This is a genomic window from Gilliamella sp. ESL0405 (assembly GCF_019469205.1).
Lineage (GTDB): Bacteria > Pseudomonadota > Gammaproteobacteria > Enterobacterales > Orbaceae > Gilliamella.
Genome location: NZ_CP048265.1, coordinates 2101094 through 2118978, shown reverse-complemented (window position 1 = coordinate 2118978; position 17885 = coordinate 2101094). Strand labels below are relative to the sequence as shown.

The 17885-nt window shown below is 36.9% G+C and carries 20 protein-coding genes; 14 read left to right on the top strand and 6 right to left on the bottom strand.

Annotated elements, in window-relative coordinates; all coding sequences use genetic code 11:
* Nucleotides 1-38 precede the first annotated feature (38 nt).
* Nucleotides 39-911: a LysR substrate-binding domain-containing protein gene (locus GYM74_RS09245; RefSeq protein WP_220217933.1), complete on the top strand. Its 873-nt coding sequence runs from the start codon at nt 39-41 to the stop codon at nt 909-911.
* 127 nt (nt 912-1038) lie between these two features.
* On the opposite strand, the gene tolC is transcribed toward GYM74_RS09245, so the two are convergent.
* Nucleotides 1039-2385 (bottom strand): outer membrane channel protein TolC, encoded by a 1347-nt coding sequence (gene tolC / locus GYM74_RS09240; protein ID WP_220217932.1) that lies wholly within the window; start codon nt 2383-2385, stop codon nt 1039-1041.
* Nucleotides 2386-2522: 137 nt separating this feature from the next.
* On the opposite strand from tolC, the gene nudF reads away from it, so the two are divergent.
* Together nudF and cpdA are read left to right on the top strand one after the other, a co-directional pair.
* Entirely contained in the window at nt 2523-3152 is a 630-nt protein-coding gene (gene nudF / locus GYM74_RS09235; RefSeq protein WP_220217931.1) for an ADP-ribose diphosphatase, read from the top strand.
* A gap of 183 nt (nt 3153-3335) precedes the next feature.
* Nucleotides 3336-4154 (top strand): 3',5'-cyclic-AMP phosphodiesterase, encoded by an 819-nt coding sequence (gene cpdA, locus GYM74_RS09230; protein ID WP_220217930.1) that lies wholly within the window; start codon nt 3336-3338, stop codon nt 4152-4154.
* Between the two features lie 70 nt (nt 4155-4224).
* On the opposite strand, the gene cls is transcribed toward cpdA, so the two are convergent.
* From cls to fldA, 5 genes are all read right to left on the bottom strand, one after another.
* Complete coding sequence (cls, locus tag GYM74_RS09225; protein WP_220217929.1) at nt 4225-5688, bottom strand: cardiolipin synthase; 1464 nt, start codon at nt 5686-5688, stop codon at nt 4225-4227.
* 5 nt (nt 5689-5693) lie between these two features.
* Nucleotides 5694-6152 carry an acyl-CoA thioester hydrolase YciA gene (gene yciA, locus GYM74_RS09220; protein ID WP_220217928.1) on the bottom strand — a complete coding sequence of 153 codons (459 nt, stop codon included), beginning with the start codon at nt 6150-6152 and terminating at the stop codon, nt 5694-5696.
* Between the two features lie 25 nt (nt 6153-6177).
* Entirely contained in the window at nt 6178-6720 is a 543-nt protein-coding gene (locus tag GYM74_RS09215) for an inner membrane-spanning protein YciB (protein WP_220217927.1), read from the bottom strand.
* A 65-nt stretch (nt 6721-6785) separates the two neighbouring features.
* Nucleotides 6786-7244, bottom strand: coding sequence for a ferric iron uptake transcriptional regulator (fur, locus tag GYM74_RS09210; RefSeq protein WP_220217926.1), 459 nt, complete (start codon nt 7242-7244; stop codon nt 6786-6788).
* 78 nt (nt 7245-7322) lie between these two features.
* A complete protein-coding gene (gene fldA, locus GYM74_RS09205; RefSeq protein ID WP_220217925.1) occupies nt 7323-7835 on the bottom strand; it encodes a flavodoxin FldA in 513 nt (170 codons plus the stop codon).
* Between the two features lie 177 nt (nt 7836-8012).
* Here fldA and sucC point away from each other — a divergent pair, with 177 nt between their 5' ends.
* The 11 genes from sucC to hslU all read left to right on the top strand — a co-directional run bounded on the left by sucC (nt 8013) and on the right by hslU (nt 17880).
* A complete protein-coding gene (sucC, locus tag GYM74_RS09200) occupies nt 8013-9185 on the top strand; it encodes an ADP-forming succinate--CoA ligase subunit beta (protein ID WP_220217924.1) in 1173 nt (390 codons plus the stop codon).
* A gap of 23 nt (nt 9186-9208) precedes the next feature.
* Entirely contained in the window at nt 9209-10078 is an 870-nt protein-coding gene (sucD, locus tag GYM74_RS09195) for a succinate--CoA ligase subunit alpha (protein ID WP_220217923.1), read from the top strand.
* A 104-nt stretch (nt 10079-10182) separates the two neighbouring features.
* Nucleotides 10183-11754 carry a cytochrome ubiquinol oxidase subunit I gene (locus tag GYM74_RS09190; RefSeq protein ID WP_220217922.1) on the top strand — a complete coding sequence of 524 codons (1572 nt, stop codon included), beginning with the start codon at nt 10183-10185 and terminating at the stop codon, nt 11752-11754.
* Nucleotides 11755-11772: 18 nt separating this feature from the next.
* A complete protein-coding gene (gene cydB / locus GYM74_RS09185) occupies nt 11773-12909 on the top strand; it encodes a cytochrome d ubiquinol oxidase subunit II (RefSeq protein WP_220217921.1) in 1137 nt (378 codons plus the stop codon).
* Nucleotides 12910-12918: 9 nt separating this feature from the next.
* A complete protein-coding gene (locus tag GYM74_RS09180; RefSeq protein WP_220217920.1) occupies nt 12919-13029 on the top strand; it encodes a cytochrome bd oxidase small subunit, CydX/CbdX family in 111 nt (36 codons plus the stop codon).
* A 178-nt stretch (nt 13030-13207) separates the two neighbouring features.
* Nucleotides 13208-13603: a tol-pal system-associated acyl-CoA thioesterase gene (ybgC, locus tag GYM74_RS09175; RefSeq protein ID WP_220217919.1), complete on the top strand. Its 396-nt coding sequence runs from the start codon at nt 13208-13210 to the stop codon at nt 13601-13603.
* Nucleotides 13604-14284, top strand: a complete 681-nt coding sequence (gene tolQ / locus GYM74_RS09170; RefSeq protein WP_255556124.1) for a protein TolQ — start codon at nt 13604-13606, stop codon at nt 14282-14284.
* 2 nt (nt 14285-14286) lie between these two features.
* Nucleotides 14287-14706, top strand: a complete 420-nt coding sequence (tolR, locus tag GYM74_RS09165; protein WP_220217918.1) for a colicin uptake protein TolR — start codon at nt 14287-14289, stop codon at nt 14704-14706.
* 30 nt (nt 14707-14736) lie between these two features.
* Nucleotides 14737-15837, top strand: coding sequence for a cell envelope integrity protein TolA (tolA, locus tag GYM74_RS09160; RefSeq protein WP_220217917.1), 1101 nt, complete (start codon nt 14737-14739; stop codon nt 15835-15837).
* Nucleotides 15838-15996: 159 nt separating this feature from the next.
* On the top strand, nt 15997-16524 hold the full coding sequence (gene hslV / locus GYM74_RS09155) for an ATP-dependent protease subunit HslV (RefSeq protein ID WP_220217916.1): 528 nt from the start codon (nt 15997-15999) through the stop codon (nt 16522-16524).
* A 27-nt stretch (nt 16525-16551) separates the two neighbouring features.
* A complete protein-coding gene (gene hslU, locus GYM74_RS09150) occupies nt 16552-17880 on the top strand; it encodes an HslU--HslV peptidase ATPase subunit (protein ID WP_255556123.1) in 1329 nt (442 codons plus the stop codon).
* Nucleotides 17881-17885 lie beyond the last annotated feature (5 nt).

Genomic DNA, 17885 nt, shown 5'->3' with positions numbered 1-17885 from the left:
AACAACTGAGGGTTGATAATTTGGATCTGCTAAAATGTATGGAAGCATTTGTCTTGGCTGTGAAGACCGGATCTTTTGTGGCTACGTCGGTTTCGTTAAATACCTCTCCACAAATGGTGACCAAATATATCGCTTTTTTAGAGAAGCATTTAGGCTTAAAACTTCTTAATCGAACAACACGTTCACAACATCTTACTGAGTTTGGCAAACAGTATTACCAACGCTGCTTGTTAATTCTATCTGAAATAAATGAGACTAAAATATTAGCCCAACAGTTTATTGACGAACCAAACGGGCGATTAAGGATAAGTGCTCCGGTTAGCTTTGGACACTATAATTTGATTCCGGTAATTAGCCGTTTTATGAAACGCTATCCTAAAATTAATATCGATCTTCAATTAAATGATCGTTACGTTGATATGGTAAAAGAAGATTTTGATATGGTGTTTCGTATTGGACAGTTAAATGACTCTGGTTTGATAGGGCGAAAACTCAATGACTATCAACTTATTTTTGCCGCTTCCCCCGCTTATTTGGCGCAAAATGGTATTCCTGCGGTACCGGAAGAGATAAAACATCACCAGTGTTTGATCTATCAGTATGTTAATCGAAGTAAAAACGATTATGTTTGGCCATTTACGGTAAATGGCAAGGTTATTAATATCTCGATATCCGGCTCCTTACAAACCAATGATACTGCTGCTTTAGCGGTTGCGGCTGTTGAAGGGGTAGGGATAACAATGTTACCGCAATCGATGTTAGCGGAGTCTATCAAACAAAATAAGCTATTACCGATATTACAAAACTTTTTACCACCGGCTAGACCGGTGCATATGCTTTATACTGCCGATAGGCAGCGGTTACCTAAGATGAAGATGTTTATTGAATTTGTGGTTAATGCGATGTCTTAATTTGATAACGATGTGAAAATCAAAGTTTATTGGTGATGTAACTGAGAAATGACAGGGTGGGCTATTTTTAAATAAATAAGGCGATAATAAAATCGCCTTATTTATTTGGATATCGTTATATCATCTATTATTTTATTGTGGCTAATGTGCTCACTTCTTTACCTAACATATTGTTAAGGTAAACTAAATCATCAGCCGTTAAGGTACCAACAGCGTATTTTAACTGTAATAAACTGATTAAGTAGTTATATTTAGCATCCGATAAATTGCGTTTAGAGCTGTAAAGCTGAGTGGTGGCATTTAATACGTCCACAACAGTTCGCATACCTACATCATAGCCTGTAGTTGTTGCTTCTAACGAAGTTTGAGCTGATACAACTGCTTGTTGATAAGCTTTGATTGCGCTGATTGATGATGAAATATTATTGTACGATGAACGAACTTGATTATTCACGCTGCGATTAGTGCTCTCTAATTTTTCGCTAAAGCTGACATAGTTATGTTGTGCCTGATTGACTTTAGATTGAGTCGCACCACCGGAGAAGATAGGGAGGTTAACACTTACCCCAACATAATTACTACCTGAATAAGTTTTGCCATGACCGCCGTTTGCCGCATAATTATTACCATATCTATCGGTTTTATTAAGATTGGTTGAAGCATCTAAACTTGCAGTTGGTAAATGTCCGGCTTGTGATAGTTTAATCTGATCACGGGCGATTTCTTGGTTTAATTTCATTGTTAACAAATTGAGATTTGATTGCTCAGATTGTTTTACTAAAAGGTTTACTTGAGCTGGCATTTCAGTTTTGAAATTTTTAGTATCAATGCTAGCTAAATTAGAGTAAAAACGTCCACTGACCTGACGAAGATTTTCGATAGCATTATTTAGATCATTTAAAGCGCTAACTTCTTGAGCGACAGTTGAGTCATAGTTAGCTTTTGCATTTTCAATATCAACAGGCGCTTTTATACCCGCGTTAACTTGTTGACGAGTTTGTTCTAATTGACGACCAATAGCCTTTTTCTGCGCTTCAATAAAACTTAGTGCATCAAGTGATTTAAGCACATTAAAATAAGCAACCGATGTATTTAAAATTAAGGTTTGACCTTGATATTGATAAGCAATATCAGCAATAGTCGCTTGTTTTTTAGTAATATCTAAAGCTTTCCAATTGGAGAAATTAAAAATACTTTGTGATAGTGAAACTTGGTATAAGTTACCACTTTTTTGTTTTACACCGCTAGTATCTCTGCGACCATGGGTCACACCGTAAGAAGCATTTAAACCAATTTGTGGTAATAAACTTGCGCGAGAGCCAGAAATTGCTGAATATGCTTTATCTCTTTCAGCAAGAGAGCTCCGTAGATCCGGATTGGTTTGTTTTGCTTGTTCATAAACTTGAATTAAATTTTCAGCAAAGACAGATTGGCTTAATGCTAAGCCGATTAAAAAGGTTAAAGTTTTTTTCATCAATCTTCTCTTTAAAAGCATTAAAATATAATATTATTTTCAATTGCATAATTTTAACAGATAATTAGCATATAGTAAGTATTCAAGTTTGTTATTCGCACTTTTTATTAAAATTTAGCTTAAAATTGGGATTTGATATGAAATTTAAAAACACGCCAGTAGAGTTTGGTAAAAAAGATGTCTTTAATTTAACCAAAAAAGTGTTGTATAAAGGTTTTTTTTCGTTACTTGAATATCGTTTTAAATATCGAAAATTTGACGGTTCAATTAGCCAAGAGGTAACCCGTGAAATTCTAGAGCGTGGGCATGCGGTGGTATTATTGGCTTTTGATGCAAAACGTGATGAAGTTGTACTTATTGAACAGATTCGAATTGCAGCCATTGAAACGCAAGATAGCCCTTGGATACTTGAGTTGATTGCAGGTATGATGGATCACGAAAATGAGACTTTTGAACAAGTCGCACGGCGTGAAGCTATGGAAGAAGCCGGAATAAGTATCGGTCGATGTAAACCCATTATCAGTTATTTAGCTTCACCGGGCGGATTAACCGAGCAACTGCATATTCTAGTCGGTGAAGTTGATGCATCGACCGCAAAAGGCGTGCATGGACTAGCGGACGAGAACGAAGATATTAAGGTTCATGTGGTTAGCCGTGAACAAGCGTATGATTGGGTGGAGAAGGGTATAATTAATAATGCCGCATCGATTATTGCACTTCAGTGGTTACAATTAAATCATATAAAGTTAAAGAATGAATGGAAATAGTTTATTTTCACGAACATTACTATTTTATTTCTTTCATAAAAATGTGATCTACTTTACAATTTAATATAACGCTATGATTTAAAATAAAAATTGCAGCAATAGTTACAATGATATTTCATCTGCCAACATTATTGAGCATAATTATAGACTTATAAATTATTGAGGTAAATTTTGGAGTCACATTTGAAGCTTCAAGTAAGTAGAAAAAATTACGGAAAAATTTTGCATATTACCGATACTCATCTTTTTTCGGATGAGGAAGGTTGCCTACTTGGCATAAACTCAAACAAAAGTTTTTTATCGGTCATCGACGAAATTAAAAAAAGTAAGAAAAAGTTTGATTTGATTGTGGCTACTGGTGATTTTGTACAAGATGGCTCCCAAAAAGCTTACGCTCGTTTTGCTGAGCAAATAATTAAGTTTAATACTCCATGTGTTTGGTTAGCCGGAAATCACGATAATTATACTTTTATGCAAGATGTGTTTGCCCATTATCAGCTTGCCGATAACAAAATTGTTTTGTTTGGCGACAAGTGGCTTATCGTTTTATTAAATAGTCAAGTTGTGGGTCATGCTCATGGTTTTTTACCTGAGTCAGAACTGACATTTTTACAACATGCTTTGTTGCAGCACGCTGACAGACATGCCTTAGTCTTTTTGCATCATCATCCGATTCAGTCCGGTTGTCATTGGCTCGATCAACATACTTTAAAAAATAGTGAAGCGCTGGAGAAAATTATTCAGAGCCATACTCAGATAAAGGCTGTAGGTTGGGGACATATTCATCAACAGCAAGATCATCGTTGGCACCATTGTTTAGCGTTTTCAACGCCGTCGACCTGTTTTCAATTTAAACCGGCTTGTTATGATTTTCAATTATCGAATGACGATGCGCCTGGCTGGCGAGAAATAACGTTACACCTTGACGGTAGTCTCACAACCGAAGTTCATCGATTAGCCAATAACCCATTTGCCCCCGATTTGTCACAAAACGGCTATTAACTCTAGCTGTTATCGATGACATATCATCTTTTACCGATTTTAGATAATAAGTGATTTTGATTGCGTTGTTTTATAGCAACGGGGCGAAGAAGTAAAATAGCCGTTCAAACACATGTTGCCAGAATGGGCGTTTTTTCCATTCTTCAACATTAACTTCTTCTGATTGAGATAAATATTGCTGTAATAGCAACGATAAGGACTTAGCAAATTCAGCATCGTCAATAACCGTTGTAATTTCAAAGTTAAGCCATAAACTCCGCATATCTAAGTTTACGGTACCGACTAAACTCAATTGGTTGTCGATTAAAACGCTTTTCGTGTGTAGCAAATTATCATTGAATTGATAAAGTTTAACACCGCCGTCTAATAATTCAGAAAAGAAAGCACGGCTTGCCCATTTTACCATTAGTGAATCATTTTTCTTCGGAATGATAATAATCACTTCCACGCCACGCTGCGCAGCAGTACATACTGCATGCAAGATATCATCACTCGGGACTAAGTAAGGCGTTGTGAAAATTATCTGTTCTTGTGCAGAATAGATAGCGGTAAGTAGTACTTGGTGGATCATATTTTCCATATAACCCGGACCTGAAGCAATAAGCTGCATAATGTGTTTTTTCTCTTCCGGTGGTTCGGCAAAATCGGTAATTTTTGGTAAAGCAAGGTAATCGCCGGTTTCAAGTTCCCAATCACTGGCATAAATAGCGCCCATTAAGGTTGTGACAGGTCCTCGCATTCTTACCATAACATCAACCCATTCCCCAACATGCTTATTTTGTTTGAAAAATCTTGGATCGACAATATTCATACTGCCGGTATAAGAGATGTAATTATCAATGATGGCGACTTTTCGGTGTTGACGTAAATCAAGTCGTCTGAACATGAATCTTAGTAGGTTTACTTTCAGAGCTTCAACAATAATAATGCCAGCTTCACGCATCCTTTTGCTGGCATCCGTCCTAATAAAGTGTCGGCTACCGGCTGAATCGAGCATCAAACGGCATACTACCCCACGTTTGGTTGCTTGAATTAATGCCGCTTCAACATCATCGGCTCTTCCACCTTCATTCCAGATATAAAAGACCATTTCAATATTAGAGGTGGCTTGATTAATATCTTCGATAAGGCGATCAAAAATGGCATCGGTATCGCTCAATAGTTCTATATGATTGCCATTAATTCCTTCAAGTCCGGTTTGATGTTTGCAAAGTTGAAAAATTGGTTTACTGACTTGACTGACATTGCCAGTGAAAATGCCTTGCAATTCACTAATCTTATTAATAAAGTTAGCAATGGTTGGGCGCATTTTTTGCGCTCGTTTGACCCGTTGCTGCCCTAGATGCGCTTCACCGAGCGCAAAATAGAGAATGACGCCCAGAATAGGTAAGATATAGATAACTAACATCCATGCAACGACATACGTCGTCGGTCTACGTTTAAAGACGATACGTAATGTTGTCGCAACAATTATCAACCAATAACCAAGTAAGATCATTGTGCTAATTAATGCATGAAATGAAGTAAATTGCATAGTTGTTAACTGTGACTCAAGTTTAATTTGCTAATCGGATCTTTGTTACAGTCATAATGCTGAAATATTTCAGGCAATGGTTTTGGGTTGTTGTGTTTATCTACTGACACATAAGTGAATGTTGCATCAGTAATACAAAATCGCTGCGTTGCATCATCAGAATCGGTCAGTTTTTTTATCCAAACTTCAATTGCGATGGTAATTGACGTTTTACCCGTTTTAAGGCAACGAGCATAACAGCAAACCACATCCCCAACCATAGCGGGTTTATGAAAAGTGATACTACTAGCATTAACTGTAACAACTCTTCTTTTGGCTATCTCTTTGGCTAAAATACCGCCAGCAAGATCCATTTGCGACATTATCCACCCCCCGAAAATATGACCATGGGGGTTTGTATCAGCAGGCATTGCAAGGGTTCTTAGAACTAGTTGTCCATTAGGTTTGGTTGCGTTTTGTTTCATTTGTACGTACTCCTGCTAATAACTTTTACTCACTATCTGCATTTTTATTCATATTTTTATAAATGTAAATACCTGAAATTAAGGATAAGAGTAATGATGCGCCGGGTAAGACAAATACTTTAAAAATCCAGAAGACATAATCTGTCGCATAGTAAGTTGCTACTAAGCTTATGATACCGAAAACTACAAAAAAGCTTATCCATAATAAATTTAGTCTATTCCAAATATGGTTATCGAGTTGTAACTCTTTACCTAACATTTTTTGCAATAGATTTTTTTTGAAAAAATATTGGCTAACTAGTAGTGCTGATGCGAATAAAAAGTTGATGATTGTCACTTTCCACTTAATGATATTTGGCTCTCGGGTAAAGAGCGTAAAACCACCAAAAACCATAACCATTAAATAAGAGATAAGTTCAATTTTATCAATTTTTCTATACATTATCAGTATGGTAAGAAAACTTACCGTTGAGGCGATCATCAAAGCTTGAACGCCGACGAAAATATCATATATCGATAAAAAAATAAAAAAGATAACTAGCGGTATAAAATTGAGAAGTTGTTTCATTATGTTAATTAACCTAACAGAGAAATCACGATATTTATATAAATAAAAAGCCTATTAAAATAGGCTTATTTTTTTTGATGAAGTTCAGGGTGTGCTTTACAATTACCAGATTGACAGTGACCATAAAGATATAAACTGTGGAAAGTTAATTTAACACCATATTGTTCAGCTATCTCTTTTTGTCTTTTATTGATAATCTCATCACGAAATTCAAATACTTCACCACAATCAAGACAAATTAAATGATCATGATGTTGTTGTGTTGCAAGCTCAAAAACTGCTCTTCCGCCTTCGAAGTTATGGCGAGTTACGATCCCAGCATCATCAAACTGATTTAATACACGGTAAACGGTCGCAAGCCCGATTTCTTCACCCATATCCAGTAACTTTTTATAAAGATCTTCAACCGTGATATGTTGGCATGAAGGATCACGTAATAATTCTAAAATTTTTAATCGCGGTAACGTAACCTTTAAACCTGCGCTTTTTAACGCAGCATTATTATCATTATCATGATTTGTCATATTACATTCCAGTTTTGTTAATTAAAGGGAGACATTATAAGTATATGTACAGGAAATAAAAGAAATCATTGCAATAGATTAAATATTCATTTCAGTTTTAACTTGATTTACCCAATTATTAATACGGTCTTGAGTTAATTCTGGTTGACGATCTTCATCGATAGCTAACCCAATAAAGTGGTTATCATCAACAAGACTTTTAGACGCTTCAAAACTGTAGCCTTCAGTAGGCCAGTGACCGACAATTTTAGCTTCTTTCGGTTCAATAACATCACGGATAGTACCCATTGCATCACAGAAATATTCGGCGTAATCTTCTTGATCACCACAACCAAAGATAGCAACAGTTTTACCCTTAAAATCAATTTGTTCTAAACTCGGAAAAAAATCATCCCAATCAGCTTGTGACTCACCATAGTACCAAGTCGGGATGCCAAAAAATAGATAATCGTATTTTTCAATATGTTCTTTAGTGGTTTTTGCAATATCGAAAAGATCTGCGTTATCACTACCTAATATTTCTTGAATTCGCTGAGCTACCTTTTCTGTATTGCCAGTATCACTACCAAAAAAAATACCAACTTTTGCCATATTTTTACCTTTACTTTTATTACGCTATGAAAATATGTTTTGAGTATATCATTGTCACTTCTTATCAGCAATAATTCTCAATTACAATAAACAAGAGTTATTATTTACTACACAATTTATTCATCTTGGATTAGAATTATTACAATTTTATATCAATCTAAGTTGCGGAATTTATTTATGAACTTGCATGAGTATCAATCCAAACATCTTTTTAAACAATACAATTTACCTGTACCTGAAGGGTACGTTTGTAACTCAATTGATGAAATTCAAGATACATTAGCTGAATTGTCATCACAAACGCAGAAAGGTGCTTGGGTGGCTAAATGTCAGGTTCATGCTGGGGGAAGAGGTAAATCCGGTGGCGTAATATGTACCGAAGATTTTAACCAAATCAAAATTTTTGCTGAAAAATGGTTAGGTCAGCATCTGGTAACTTATCAAACAACCGCAAAAGGGCAACCGGTAAATAAAATCTTAATTGAAAAAGCGTCTGAAATTGTGAAAGAACTCTATTTAGGTGCCGTTATTGATCGTAGTACCAAACGAGTTGTGATTATGGCATCAACTGAAGGCGGGGTTGATATTGAAAGTGTTGCTGAAAAATCTCCTCATTTAATTCATAAAGTCTCCCTCGATCCACTTACGGGCGCAAATGCTTTTCAAGGTCGTGAGTTGGCTTTTAAATTGGGCTTAAGCGGTAAACTTATTAACCAATTTGCTAAACTTTTTGTCAATTTTGCTAACCTGTTTTTAGAAAATGATGTTTCACTGGCCGAAGTTAATCCGCTGGTGATTACTGGTTGTGAGCAGTTAATCTGTTTAGATGCTAAAGTGGTCTTAGATGATAATGCTATGTACAGACACCCCGATTTAAGCATTTTACGTGATACGACTCAAGAAGATGAACGTGAATCGATTGCGGCAAAGCAAGGCATTAGCTATGTATCACTTGACGGCAATATTGGCTGTATGGTGAACGGTGCGGGTTTGGCAATGGCGACTATGGACATGATCAAACTGTATGGCGGTGCACCGGCTAATTTTCTTGATGTTGGTGGCGGCACCACTAAAGAGCGTGTTGCTGAAGCCTTTAAACTGATTTTATCTGACCAAAATGTGAAGGCTATTTTAGTCAATATTTTTGGTGGTATTGTTCGTTGTGATTTAATTGCTGACGGTATTATCAGTGCAATTAAAGAAATTGGTCTGACTGTTCCTGTTGTTGTTCGGCTTGAGGGTAATAATGCGCAGCTTGCCAGAGAGATTTTAGCTGATAGCAAATTAAATGTTATTACCGCAGAAAGCTTAACCGATGCGGCACAAAAAATCGTGACGGTTGCACAATAAAGGAAGAGTGGAGAACAATAATTATGTCAATTTTAATCAATAAAGATACCAAAGTTATTTGTCAGGGTTTTACCGGCAGTCAAGGCACTTTTCATTCAGAGCAAGCGTTAGCTTATGGAACAAAATTAGTTGGTGGTGTTACACCGGGTAAAGGTGGAACGACGCATTTAGGTTTGCCAGTGTTTAATACTGTTAAAGAAGCCGTTTTAGCGACCGGCGCAACTGCTAGTGTTATTTATGTTCCTGCGGCATTTGGTAAAGATTCTATTTTAGAAGCAATTGATGCCGGTATTGAGTTGATAGTCTGTATTACCGAAGGCATTCCTACTTTAGATATGCTAGTGGTAAAAGAAAAACTCATTCAAAAAAATGTCACAATGATTGGTCCAAACTGCCCGGGCATTATTGTTCCGGATGAGTGTAAAATTGGCATCATGCCGGGACATATTCATTTAGCCGGTAAAGTTGGCATTGTTTCTCGCTCCGGAACGTTAACGTATGAAGCAGTTAAACAAACAACAGATATTGGATTAGGGCAATCGGTTTGCGTTGGCATCGGTGGAGACCCAATCCCGGGAAGTGATTTTATTTCTATTTTAAAATTACTTGAACAAGACCCTAAAACTCAAGCAATTGTCATGATTGGCGAGATTGGTGGTAGCGCTGAAGAAGAAGCGGCGCAATATATCAAACACAATGTTACTAAACCTGTTGTTGCATACATTGCTGGCGTATCGGCACCTGCCGGTAAACGTATGGGACATGCAGGCGCTATTATATCGGGTAACAAAGGCACGGCAGAAGAAAAAACGAAAGCATTACAAGCAGCAGGTATCACGGTTGTTAGTAGTCTAGCAGATATTGGTGAAGCAGTAAAAAAACGTATTAAATGATCAATTTTTGATATTTATCAATTTTTATTCTCTAAATATTGTTGTACAATAAGCGTAAATAACGTTATAAATTTTGTGGGCATTTAAAGGATTAGGGAGCACCTATGTTAGATATCGTAGAACTATCACGCCTTCAGTTTGCACTCACAGCAATGTATCATTTTATTTTTGTACCATTGACGCTAGGTCTAGCGTTTATGCTTGCAATTATGGAAACCGTCTACGTTGTTAGTGGTAAGCAAGTCTGGAAAGATATGACTAAATTCTGGGGTAAACTTTTTGCTATCAACTTTGCTGTTGGTGTGGCAACCGGTTTAACCATGGAGTTTCAGTTTGGTACCAATTGGTCTTATTATTCACACTACGTTGGGGATATTTTTGGCGCACCATTAGCTATCGAAGGTTTAATGGCATTTTTCCTAGAGTCAACTATGGTTGGTTTGTTCTTTTTTGGTTGGGACAGATTAAGCCGTGGTAAACATCTTATGGTCACTTGGTGTGTGGCATTTGGCTCAAATTTATCTGCACTTTGGATTTTGGTTGCAAATGGTTGGATGCAATTTCCAATCGGTTCAGATTTCAACCCGATCAACTCTCGTATGGAAATGGCGAACTTTTATGAGCTCATTACCAATTCAGTTGCGCAATATAAATTCGTTCATACTGTGGCCGCCGGTTACTTAACAGGGGCTATTTTTGTATTAAGTATTAGCGCCTATTATTTATTGAAAAAACGGGATGTTGGATTTGCTAAGCGTTCGTTTGCTGTGGCCGCCACATTTGGTTTTATCACCTCAATTGTTGTTGCTGTTATGGGCGATGAAGCCGGTCACGAAATGACGACCGTTCAGCCAGCAAAACTCGCTGCAATTGAAGCTGAATGGGAAACTCAACCCGCACCAGCATCATTTAATGTGATTGCTTTTCCTTCACAAAAAAATAAAGAAAATTTATTTGCTATTGAGATCCCATATGTAATGGGCTTAATGACAACGCGTTCAGTAGATACGCAAGTTATTGGTTTAAAAGATATCTTAGCAAGTAATGAAGCAAGAATTCGTAATGGTATTTTAGCTTATACCAATCTGGAGAAAATCCAACAAGGTAGCCAAGATCCTGAGGTTTTAAAAGCATTTGAAACTTATAAAGCTGACTTAGGTTATGGTTACTTAGTCAAGCGATTTACCGATCGTGATAACTTAACCATTCCGCAAGCAACCGAAGCGCATATTAAAGCGGCTACTGAAGACTCAATTCCGACCGTTTGGCCTTTATTCTGGGCATTTAGAGGAATGGTTGGCTTTGGCTTGCTGATGATTTTAGGAACAGGTCTGGCATTATGGACAACGTATAAAAACAAGATTGGCGAAAAACGTTGGTTATCTCGTATGTTAGTACTATTTTTACCATTACCATGGTTAGCTTGTGAATGCGGTTGGTTTGTGGCTGAATACGGTCGTCAACCATGGGCAATTCAAGATATTTTACCAACTGGTGTGGCAAATTCATCTTTAACACCGGGTGAAGTGTTATTTACTATGGTACTTATTTGTGGACTTTACACGCTATTTTTAGTTGCTGAAATGTTCTTAATGTTTAAGTTTGCTCGTTTAGGGCCTAGCTCTTTAGGAACGGGTAACTATCATTATGAAAAAACACAATCAGTAACAGAATAGGACATAGGAGTATACACAATGATTGATTACGAAATTGTACGCGTCATCTGGTGGGTGCTGATTAGTGTTGTTTTAATCGGTTTTGTTATCACAGATGGATTTGATATGGGCGTGGGTATCTTATTACCTTTTATCGGTAAAACGGATACTGAACGCCGAATTATGATAAATGCTATTGCTCCCCATTGGGACGGTAACCAAGTGTGGTTGATCACCGCTGGTGCCGGCATTTTTGCCGCTTGGCCAATGGCATATGCGGCTTCGTTTTCTGGTTTTTATATTGCGATGATATTAGTGCTTTGTGCGTTATTTTTCAGACCAATTGGTTTTGATTATCGCAGTAAATTAGAAAATTCGAAGTGGCGAAACATGTGGGACATTGCTATTTTTCTTGGTAGCTTTGTACCGGCATTAGTTTTTGGTGTGGCTTTTGGTAATTTATTAGAAGGTGTGCCGTTTAGATTTGATAACTCTTATCGAGTATTTTATGACGGCAATTTCTTCGGTTTACTTAATCCATTTGCTATCTTGACCGGTATTGTCAGCTTAATGCTATTTGTTGCTCATGGTGGTGCATGGTTACAAATGAAAACATCCGGTGAGCTCTATTTAAGAGCACGTAAAGCTACACAAATTGCCAGCCTTATTATGATAGTGGCATTTATACTAGCTGGAGTATGGGTAATATTTGGTATCAATGGTTATGAAATTACCAGTGTGATTGATTACAATGGCACTTCTCATCCATTAAGTAAAACCGTATCGACCGATGGTTCATGGTTAACCAACTATATGAATTATCCGATCTTATGGATAGTGCCTATTTTAGGTATTGTTTTACCATTGTTAACGATTTTATGCTCCGGATTAAATAAAAATGGTTTAGTGTTTTTATTATCAGCATTAACTATCGCTTGTGTGTTATTTACTTATGGTATTGCAACGTTTCCGTTTATCATGCCATCGAGCATCATGCCAAATGCTAGTTTAACGATTTGGGATGCTTCATCAAGTCAGTTAACACTTAATATTATGTTAGTTGTTGTTTTAATATTTTTACCAATAATTCTGCTCTATACCACTTGGTGTTATATCAAGATGTTTGGACGACTTGATAAAAATCATATTGAAAATAACAAGCATTCACTTTATTAAGGAGCAATTATGTATTATGTATTATGGTTTGTAGGTCTTATTGCTGCTTGTATGCTTGCTGTTGTAACCGGCCTGTGGGTTGAACGCAATAGTAATGAAAAAGAAGCTGACGATAAATAAACATTCATTAATCAGTTGAAAGGTGGCATTTTGTCACCTTTTTAATTTTTAACTGAGGTAAGATGAGAATAAGTTATAAATGATAATTGTTTTCATTTAACTATTTTTATATCATAGTGCAGCAAATTTTATATTCATATATAATGAGCGCTAAATTTTACGGGTTCAAATATTAAATATGAAACAGTTCGACTGGAATGCAAGAGTCTATTATGAAGATACTGATGCGGGGGGCGTAGTTTATCATGCTCGATATCTCGCTTTTTTTGAACGCGCCAGAACAGAAATGTTAAGAGCGATCGGTATCAGTCAGCAAAAGTTATTACAAGAAGGTATTGCTTTTGTGGTTAAAAAGTTGGATATTAGCTACGACTTTCCAGCTCGTTTAGATGACATGCTAACTATCAGCAGTAAAGTTGAGCTAATTCGCAAGGCGTCTATTATTTTTAAGCAGACTATTTTTAATCAAAATAAGCAGGCTATCAGCACCGCTGATGTGGTTATTGCTTGTGTCGACATGACAAAAATGAAGCCATGTGCGCTTCCTAAGTCATTAGTTTTGGAGTTTATATAAGTGGAAAATCTTAATATTATTGATCTATTTTTACAAGCAGGTTTATTAGTACAATGTGTAATGTTACTGTTGCTCCTGTTCTCGGTAATGTCTTGGGCTATTATTTTTCAGCGAAGTAAAATATTAAACAAAGCTAAAAAACAAGTAGAGCAATTTGATAATAGCTTTTGGTCTGCTGATGATCTAAATGTTTTATTTGACAGAGCAAAATTAAACAAAGAAGATATTTGTGGTACAGAACATATCTTTTATTCAGGCTTTAAAGAGTTTTCTCGTTTATATCAAATTAATCCTAATATGCCGGAAGCCGCTTTAGATGGCGCATCACGTTCAATGCGTTTAGCAATGAACAGAGAATTGGATAATTTAGAGTTACATATTCCTTTCTTAGGAACGGTTGGTTCTATCAGCCCATATATCGGTTTATTTGGTACCGTTTGGGGGATTATGCATGCGTTTATCTCTCTTGGTGCAGTAAAACAAGCAACGTTACAAATGGTTGCACCAGGTATTGCTGAGGCGCTAATTGCCACCGCTATCGGTTTATTTGCCGCAATTCCTGCTGTTTTAGCTTATAATCGATTATCACTTAGCGTTAGTCGAATGGAACAAAATTATCTTAACTTTATCGATGAGTTTTCAGCAATTTTGCAACGCCAAGCAGTGGCAGTTAGGAAATAATTATGAGTAGACGTTCACGTTATACAACTAAGTCTGAAATTAATATTGTTCCGCTATTGGATGTATTATTAGTTTTAGTACTTATTTTTATGGCAACTGCCCCAATTATCAGCCAAAGTGTTGAAGTTGATCTACCGGAAGCATCTGAATCTAAAACAGTTTCACCTACTGAGAATAAACCGATTATTATCGAAGTGTCAGGTGTTGGGATTTACACATTAATCATTGATCAAGATCGGCTATCAAACCTACCGGAAGAACAGATTGTTGCTGAAGTTAAACAACAAATGTCACTTAATGACAAAGCTGTTTTTTTAGTTGGCGGGGCTAAAAATGTTCCTTATGAAGAGATCATCAAAGCGTTGAATCTATTGCAATCTGCTGGTGTCAAATCTGTTGGATTGATGACTAACCCAATTTAAATAAACACAAACATATAAAAAGTGTCAGCGATGTCTAGTAAGTTAAACTCAAAATTAAGTGTGCCGGTTTTAATATCGATTATTTTGCATGGAATTATCATTGTTATTTTAGGTTACCGTTTTATGCAAGACAGCGATGCTAACTTTGGTAGCATTAATGGAAATTCTATTGATGCAATTATGGTCGATCCTTCGGTCTTAAATGAGCAATATCAAAGGCAATTACAATCACAGATTAATCAGCAAAGCGCTCATAATCAACGACAAGAACAAATTAATAGTCAGACTGACGAATTTTTGCAAAAACAATTCGAACAGCAAGAGCAGCTGAAACAGTTAGAAAAAGAGCGTCAAGAGCTTGCTGAGAAACAAAGGCTTGAACAAATCGCTGCCAATGAGGCCGCCAAAGAAGCGGAAAGAGCCGTCAAAGAAGCAGAAAAAGCAGTTCAAGAAGCAAAAGAAAGGGCTGCCAGAGAAGCAGAAAGAATCGCTCAAGAAGCAAAAGAAAAGGCCGAAAAAGAAGCGAAAGAAAGGGCTGAAAAAGAAGCAAAAGAAAGGGCTGAAAAAGAAGCAAAAGAAAGGGCCGAAAAAGAAGCGAAAGAAAGGGCTGAAAAAGAAGCGAAAGAAAGGGCCGAAAAAGAAGCGAAAGAAAGGGCTGAAAAAGAAGCGAAAGAAAAAGCCGAAAAAGAAGCGAAAGAAAAGGCCGCTAAAGAGGCAGCAGAAAAGGCAGCCAAAGAAAAAGCGGCCAGAGCAAGAGCAGAACAAGCTAAAAGAGATAAGGAGCTTAATCAACTTTTAGGCGGCCTAACTTCGGGATCTTCAAACTCGTCCAGTGGAACGCCTAATCGTAGAGGGGTTTCGAACGGGGAATTAGGTAAGTATATATCGTTAGTACAAACTGCTATCCGTAATAATTTTAATAATCCTAATGGGCTCTATAGCGGTAAAAATTGTATTTTAGAAATTCAAATTGCCCCTGACGGCTTACTTCTTAATGTCAATGCTAAAGGTGGAGATGATGCCCTTTGTCGGGAAGCATTAACAGCAACAAAATTAGCCGTGATCCCCAAACCAACCAGTGCGCTATATAATCAAGTAAAAACAATGACAATCGATTTCCAACCTAAATAGTTGTGATTTTTTTTACTTAAACGTAGAGTATTTCTGAAAGTTCTTGTCAAACAATAAAATTCAACATCTTGATTAACAGATGTTGAAAAACGATTAATCATCCCAATATATACGCTATTCATTCCAAATTAAGTTTTTATGTAAAAGAAGGAGCAGAATATGACAACAATTGTCAGTGTTCGTCGTAATGGGCAAGTAGTTATTGGTGGCGATGGGCAGGTAACATTAGGTGAACGTATTATCATGAAAGGTAATGCCAGAAAAGTTCGTCGTTTATACAATAACAAAGTAATTGCAGGATTTGCTGGTGGGACTGCCGATGCTTTTACACTATTTGAACTATTTGAACGCAAATTAGAGATGCACCAAGGGCACTTAACTAAAGCTGCCGTTGAGTTAGCGAAGGATTGGCGAACAGATAGAATGTTACGCAAATTAGAAGCTTTACTTGCCGTTGCTGATGAAACTGCATCATTAATTATTACCGGTACGGGTGATGTTATTCAACCGGAAGATGATTTAATCGCAATTGGTTCTGGCGGTCCTTATGCACAAGCCGCAGCACGCGCATTATTGGATAACACTTCACTTTCAGCGCATGATATTGTGCAAAAATCATTATCGATAGCTGGTGATATTTGTGTTTATACTAATAATTTCCAAACTATTGAAGAACTCAATTATTAATTAATCTGATTTAAGAGAACTACTATTATGTCTGAAATGACTCCTCGCGAAATTGTAAGCGAATTAAACCAACATATTATTGGACAAGATAAAGCTAAACGCTCTGTCGCTATTGCACTGCGTAATCGTTGGCGCCGTATGCAACTTGATGAAGCATTACGCCATGAAGTGACACCAAAGAATATATTAATGATTGGTCCAACAGGTGTTGGTAAAACTGAAATAGCAAGAAGATTGGCAAAATTAGCCCATGCACCATTTATAAAAGTTGAAGCAACAAAATTTACCGAAGTTGGCTATGTCGGTAAGGAAGTTGATTCTATTATTCGTGATCTAACTGATTCAGCAGTCAAAATGATTCGACAAGATGCGATTGAAAAAAATCGTAACCGAGCTGAAGAATTAGCTGAAGATCGTATTTTAGATGTCTTAGTGCCACCGGCTAAAGATGGTTGGGGACAAGTTGAAAACAATAACGATTCAACTGCAAGACAAGCATTCCGTAAAAAATTACGTGAAGGTGCGCTTGATGATAAAGAGATTGAAATTGAAGTTGCCGGCGTGAATATTGGCGTAGAAATTATGGCGCCTCCGGGAATGGAAGAGATGACTAACCAATTACAATCAATGTTTCAAAATTTAGGTGGACAAAAAACTAAACCACGTAAAATGAAAATTAAAGATGCATTTAAGCAATTGATTGAAGAAGAAGCCGCTAAATTGGTTAATCCTGACGATCTTAAACATGAAGCGATTGAAGCGGTTGAGCAAAATGGTATTGTCTTTATTGATGAGATCGACAAAGTTTGTAAACGTGGCAACTCATCTGGGCCGGATGTATCACGTGAAGGTGTACAACGTGATTTACTGCCTTTAGTTGAGGGTTGTACTGTTTCAACTAAACATGGTTCAGTAAAAACTGATCATATTTTATTTATTGCTTCCGGTGCTTTCCAAACTGCCAGCCCGTCGGATCTGATTCCTGAGTTGCAAGGTCGTTTACCGATTCGGGTAGAATTGCAAGCATTAACCAGTAAAGACTTTGAGCGAATTTTAACTGAGCCAAATGCCTCACTTACTGCGCAATACAAAGCATTGTTAGCCACTGAAGGTGTTAATATTGAGTTTACTGCAGATGGTATTGCAAAAATCGCTGAATCAGCATGGCAGGTTAATGAACAAAATGAAAACATTGGGGCACGTCGATTACATACTGTATTAGAGCGTTTAATGGAAGAGGTTTCTTTTGACGCCAGTGAACTTGGTGGGCAAACAATTACCATTGATGCTAAGTACGTCAGTGATCACTTAGATAAACTTGTTGCCGATGAAGATCTAAGCAAATTTATTCTATAAAACCT

Excerpts from the sequence above, each read along its gene's own strand:
- hslV (WP_220217916.1), top strand. The coding sequence starts at position 15,997 with ATGACAACAATTGTCAGTGTTCGTCGTAATGGGCAAGTAGTTATTGGT.
- cls (WP_220217929.1), bottom strand. The coding sequence starts at position 5,688 with ATGCAATTTACTTCATTTCATGCATTAATTAGCACAATGATCTTACTT.
- cydB (WP_220217921.1), top strand. The coding sequence starts at position 11,773 with ATGATTGATTACGAAATTGTACGCGTCATCTGGTGGGTGCTGATTAGT.
- sucC (WP_220217924.1), top strand. The coding sequence starts at position 8,013 with ATGAACTTGCATGAGTATCAATCCAAACATCTTTTTAAACAATACAAT.
- sucD (WP_220217923.1), top strand. The coding sequence starts at position 9,209 with ATGTCAATTTTAATCAATAAAGATACCAAAGTTATTTGTCAGGGTTTT.
- GYM74_RS09245 (WP_220217933.1), top strand. The coding sequence starts at position 39 with ATGGAAGCATTTGTCTTGGCTGTGAAGACCGGATCTTTTGTGGCTACG.
- yciA (WP_220217928.1), bottom strand. The coding sequence starts at position 6,152 with ATGAAACAAAACGCAACCAAACCTAATGGACAACTAGTTCTAAGAACC.
- GYM74_RS09180 (WP_220217920.1), top strand. The coding sequence starts at position 12,919 with ATGTATTATGTATTATGGTTTGTAGGTCTTATTGCTGCTTGTATGCTT.
- nudF (WP_220217931.1), top strand. The coding sequence starts at position 2,523 with ATGAAATTTAAAAACACGCCAGTAGAGTTTGGTAAAAAAGATGTCTTT.
- fldA (WP_220217925.1), bottom strand. The coding sequence starts at position 7,835 with ATGGCAAAAGTTGGTATTTTTTTTGGTAGTGATACTGGCAATACAGAA.
- ybgC (WP_220217919.1), top strand. The coding sequence starts at position 13,208 with ATGAAACAGTTCGACTGGAATGCAAGAGTCTATTATGAAGATACTGAT.
- GYM74_RS09215 (WP_220217927.1), bottom strand. The coding sequence starts at position 6,720 with ATGAAACAACTTCTCAATTTTATACCGCTAGTTATCTTTTTTATTTTT.
- tolC (WP_220217932.1), bottom strand. The coding sequence starts at position 2,385 with ATGAAAAAAACTTTAACCTTTTTAATCGGCTTAGCATTAAGCCAATCT.
- tolA (WP_220217917.1), top strand. The coding sequence starts at position 14,737 with ATGTCTAGTAAGTTAAACTCAAAATTAAGTGTGCCGGTTTTAATATCG.
- GYM74_RS09190 (WP_220217922.1), top strand. The coding sequence starts at position 10,183 with ATGTTAGATATCGTAGAACTATCACGCCTTCAGTTTGCACTCACAGCA.
- tolR (WP_220217918.1), top strand. The coding sequence starts at position 14,287 with ATGAGTAGACGTTCACGTTATACAACTAAGTCTGAAATTAATATTGTT.
- fur (WP_220217926.1), bottom strand. The coding sequence starts at position 7,244 with ATGACAAATCATGATAATGATAATAATGCTGCGTTAAAAAGCGCAGGT.
- hslU (WP_255556123.1), top strand. The coding sequence starts at position 16,552 with ATGTCTGAAATGACTCCTCGCGAAATTGTAAGCGAATTAAACCAACAT.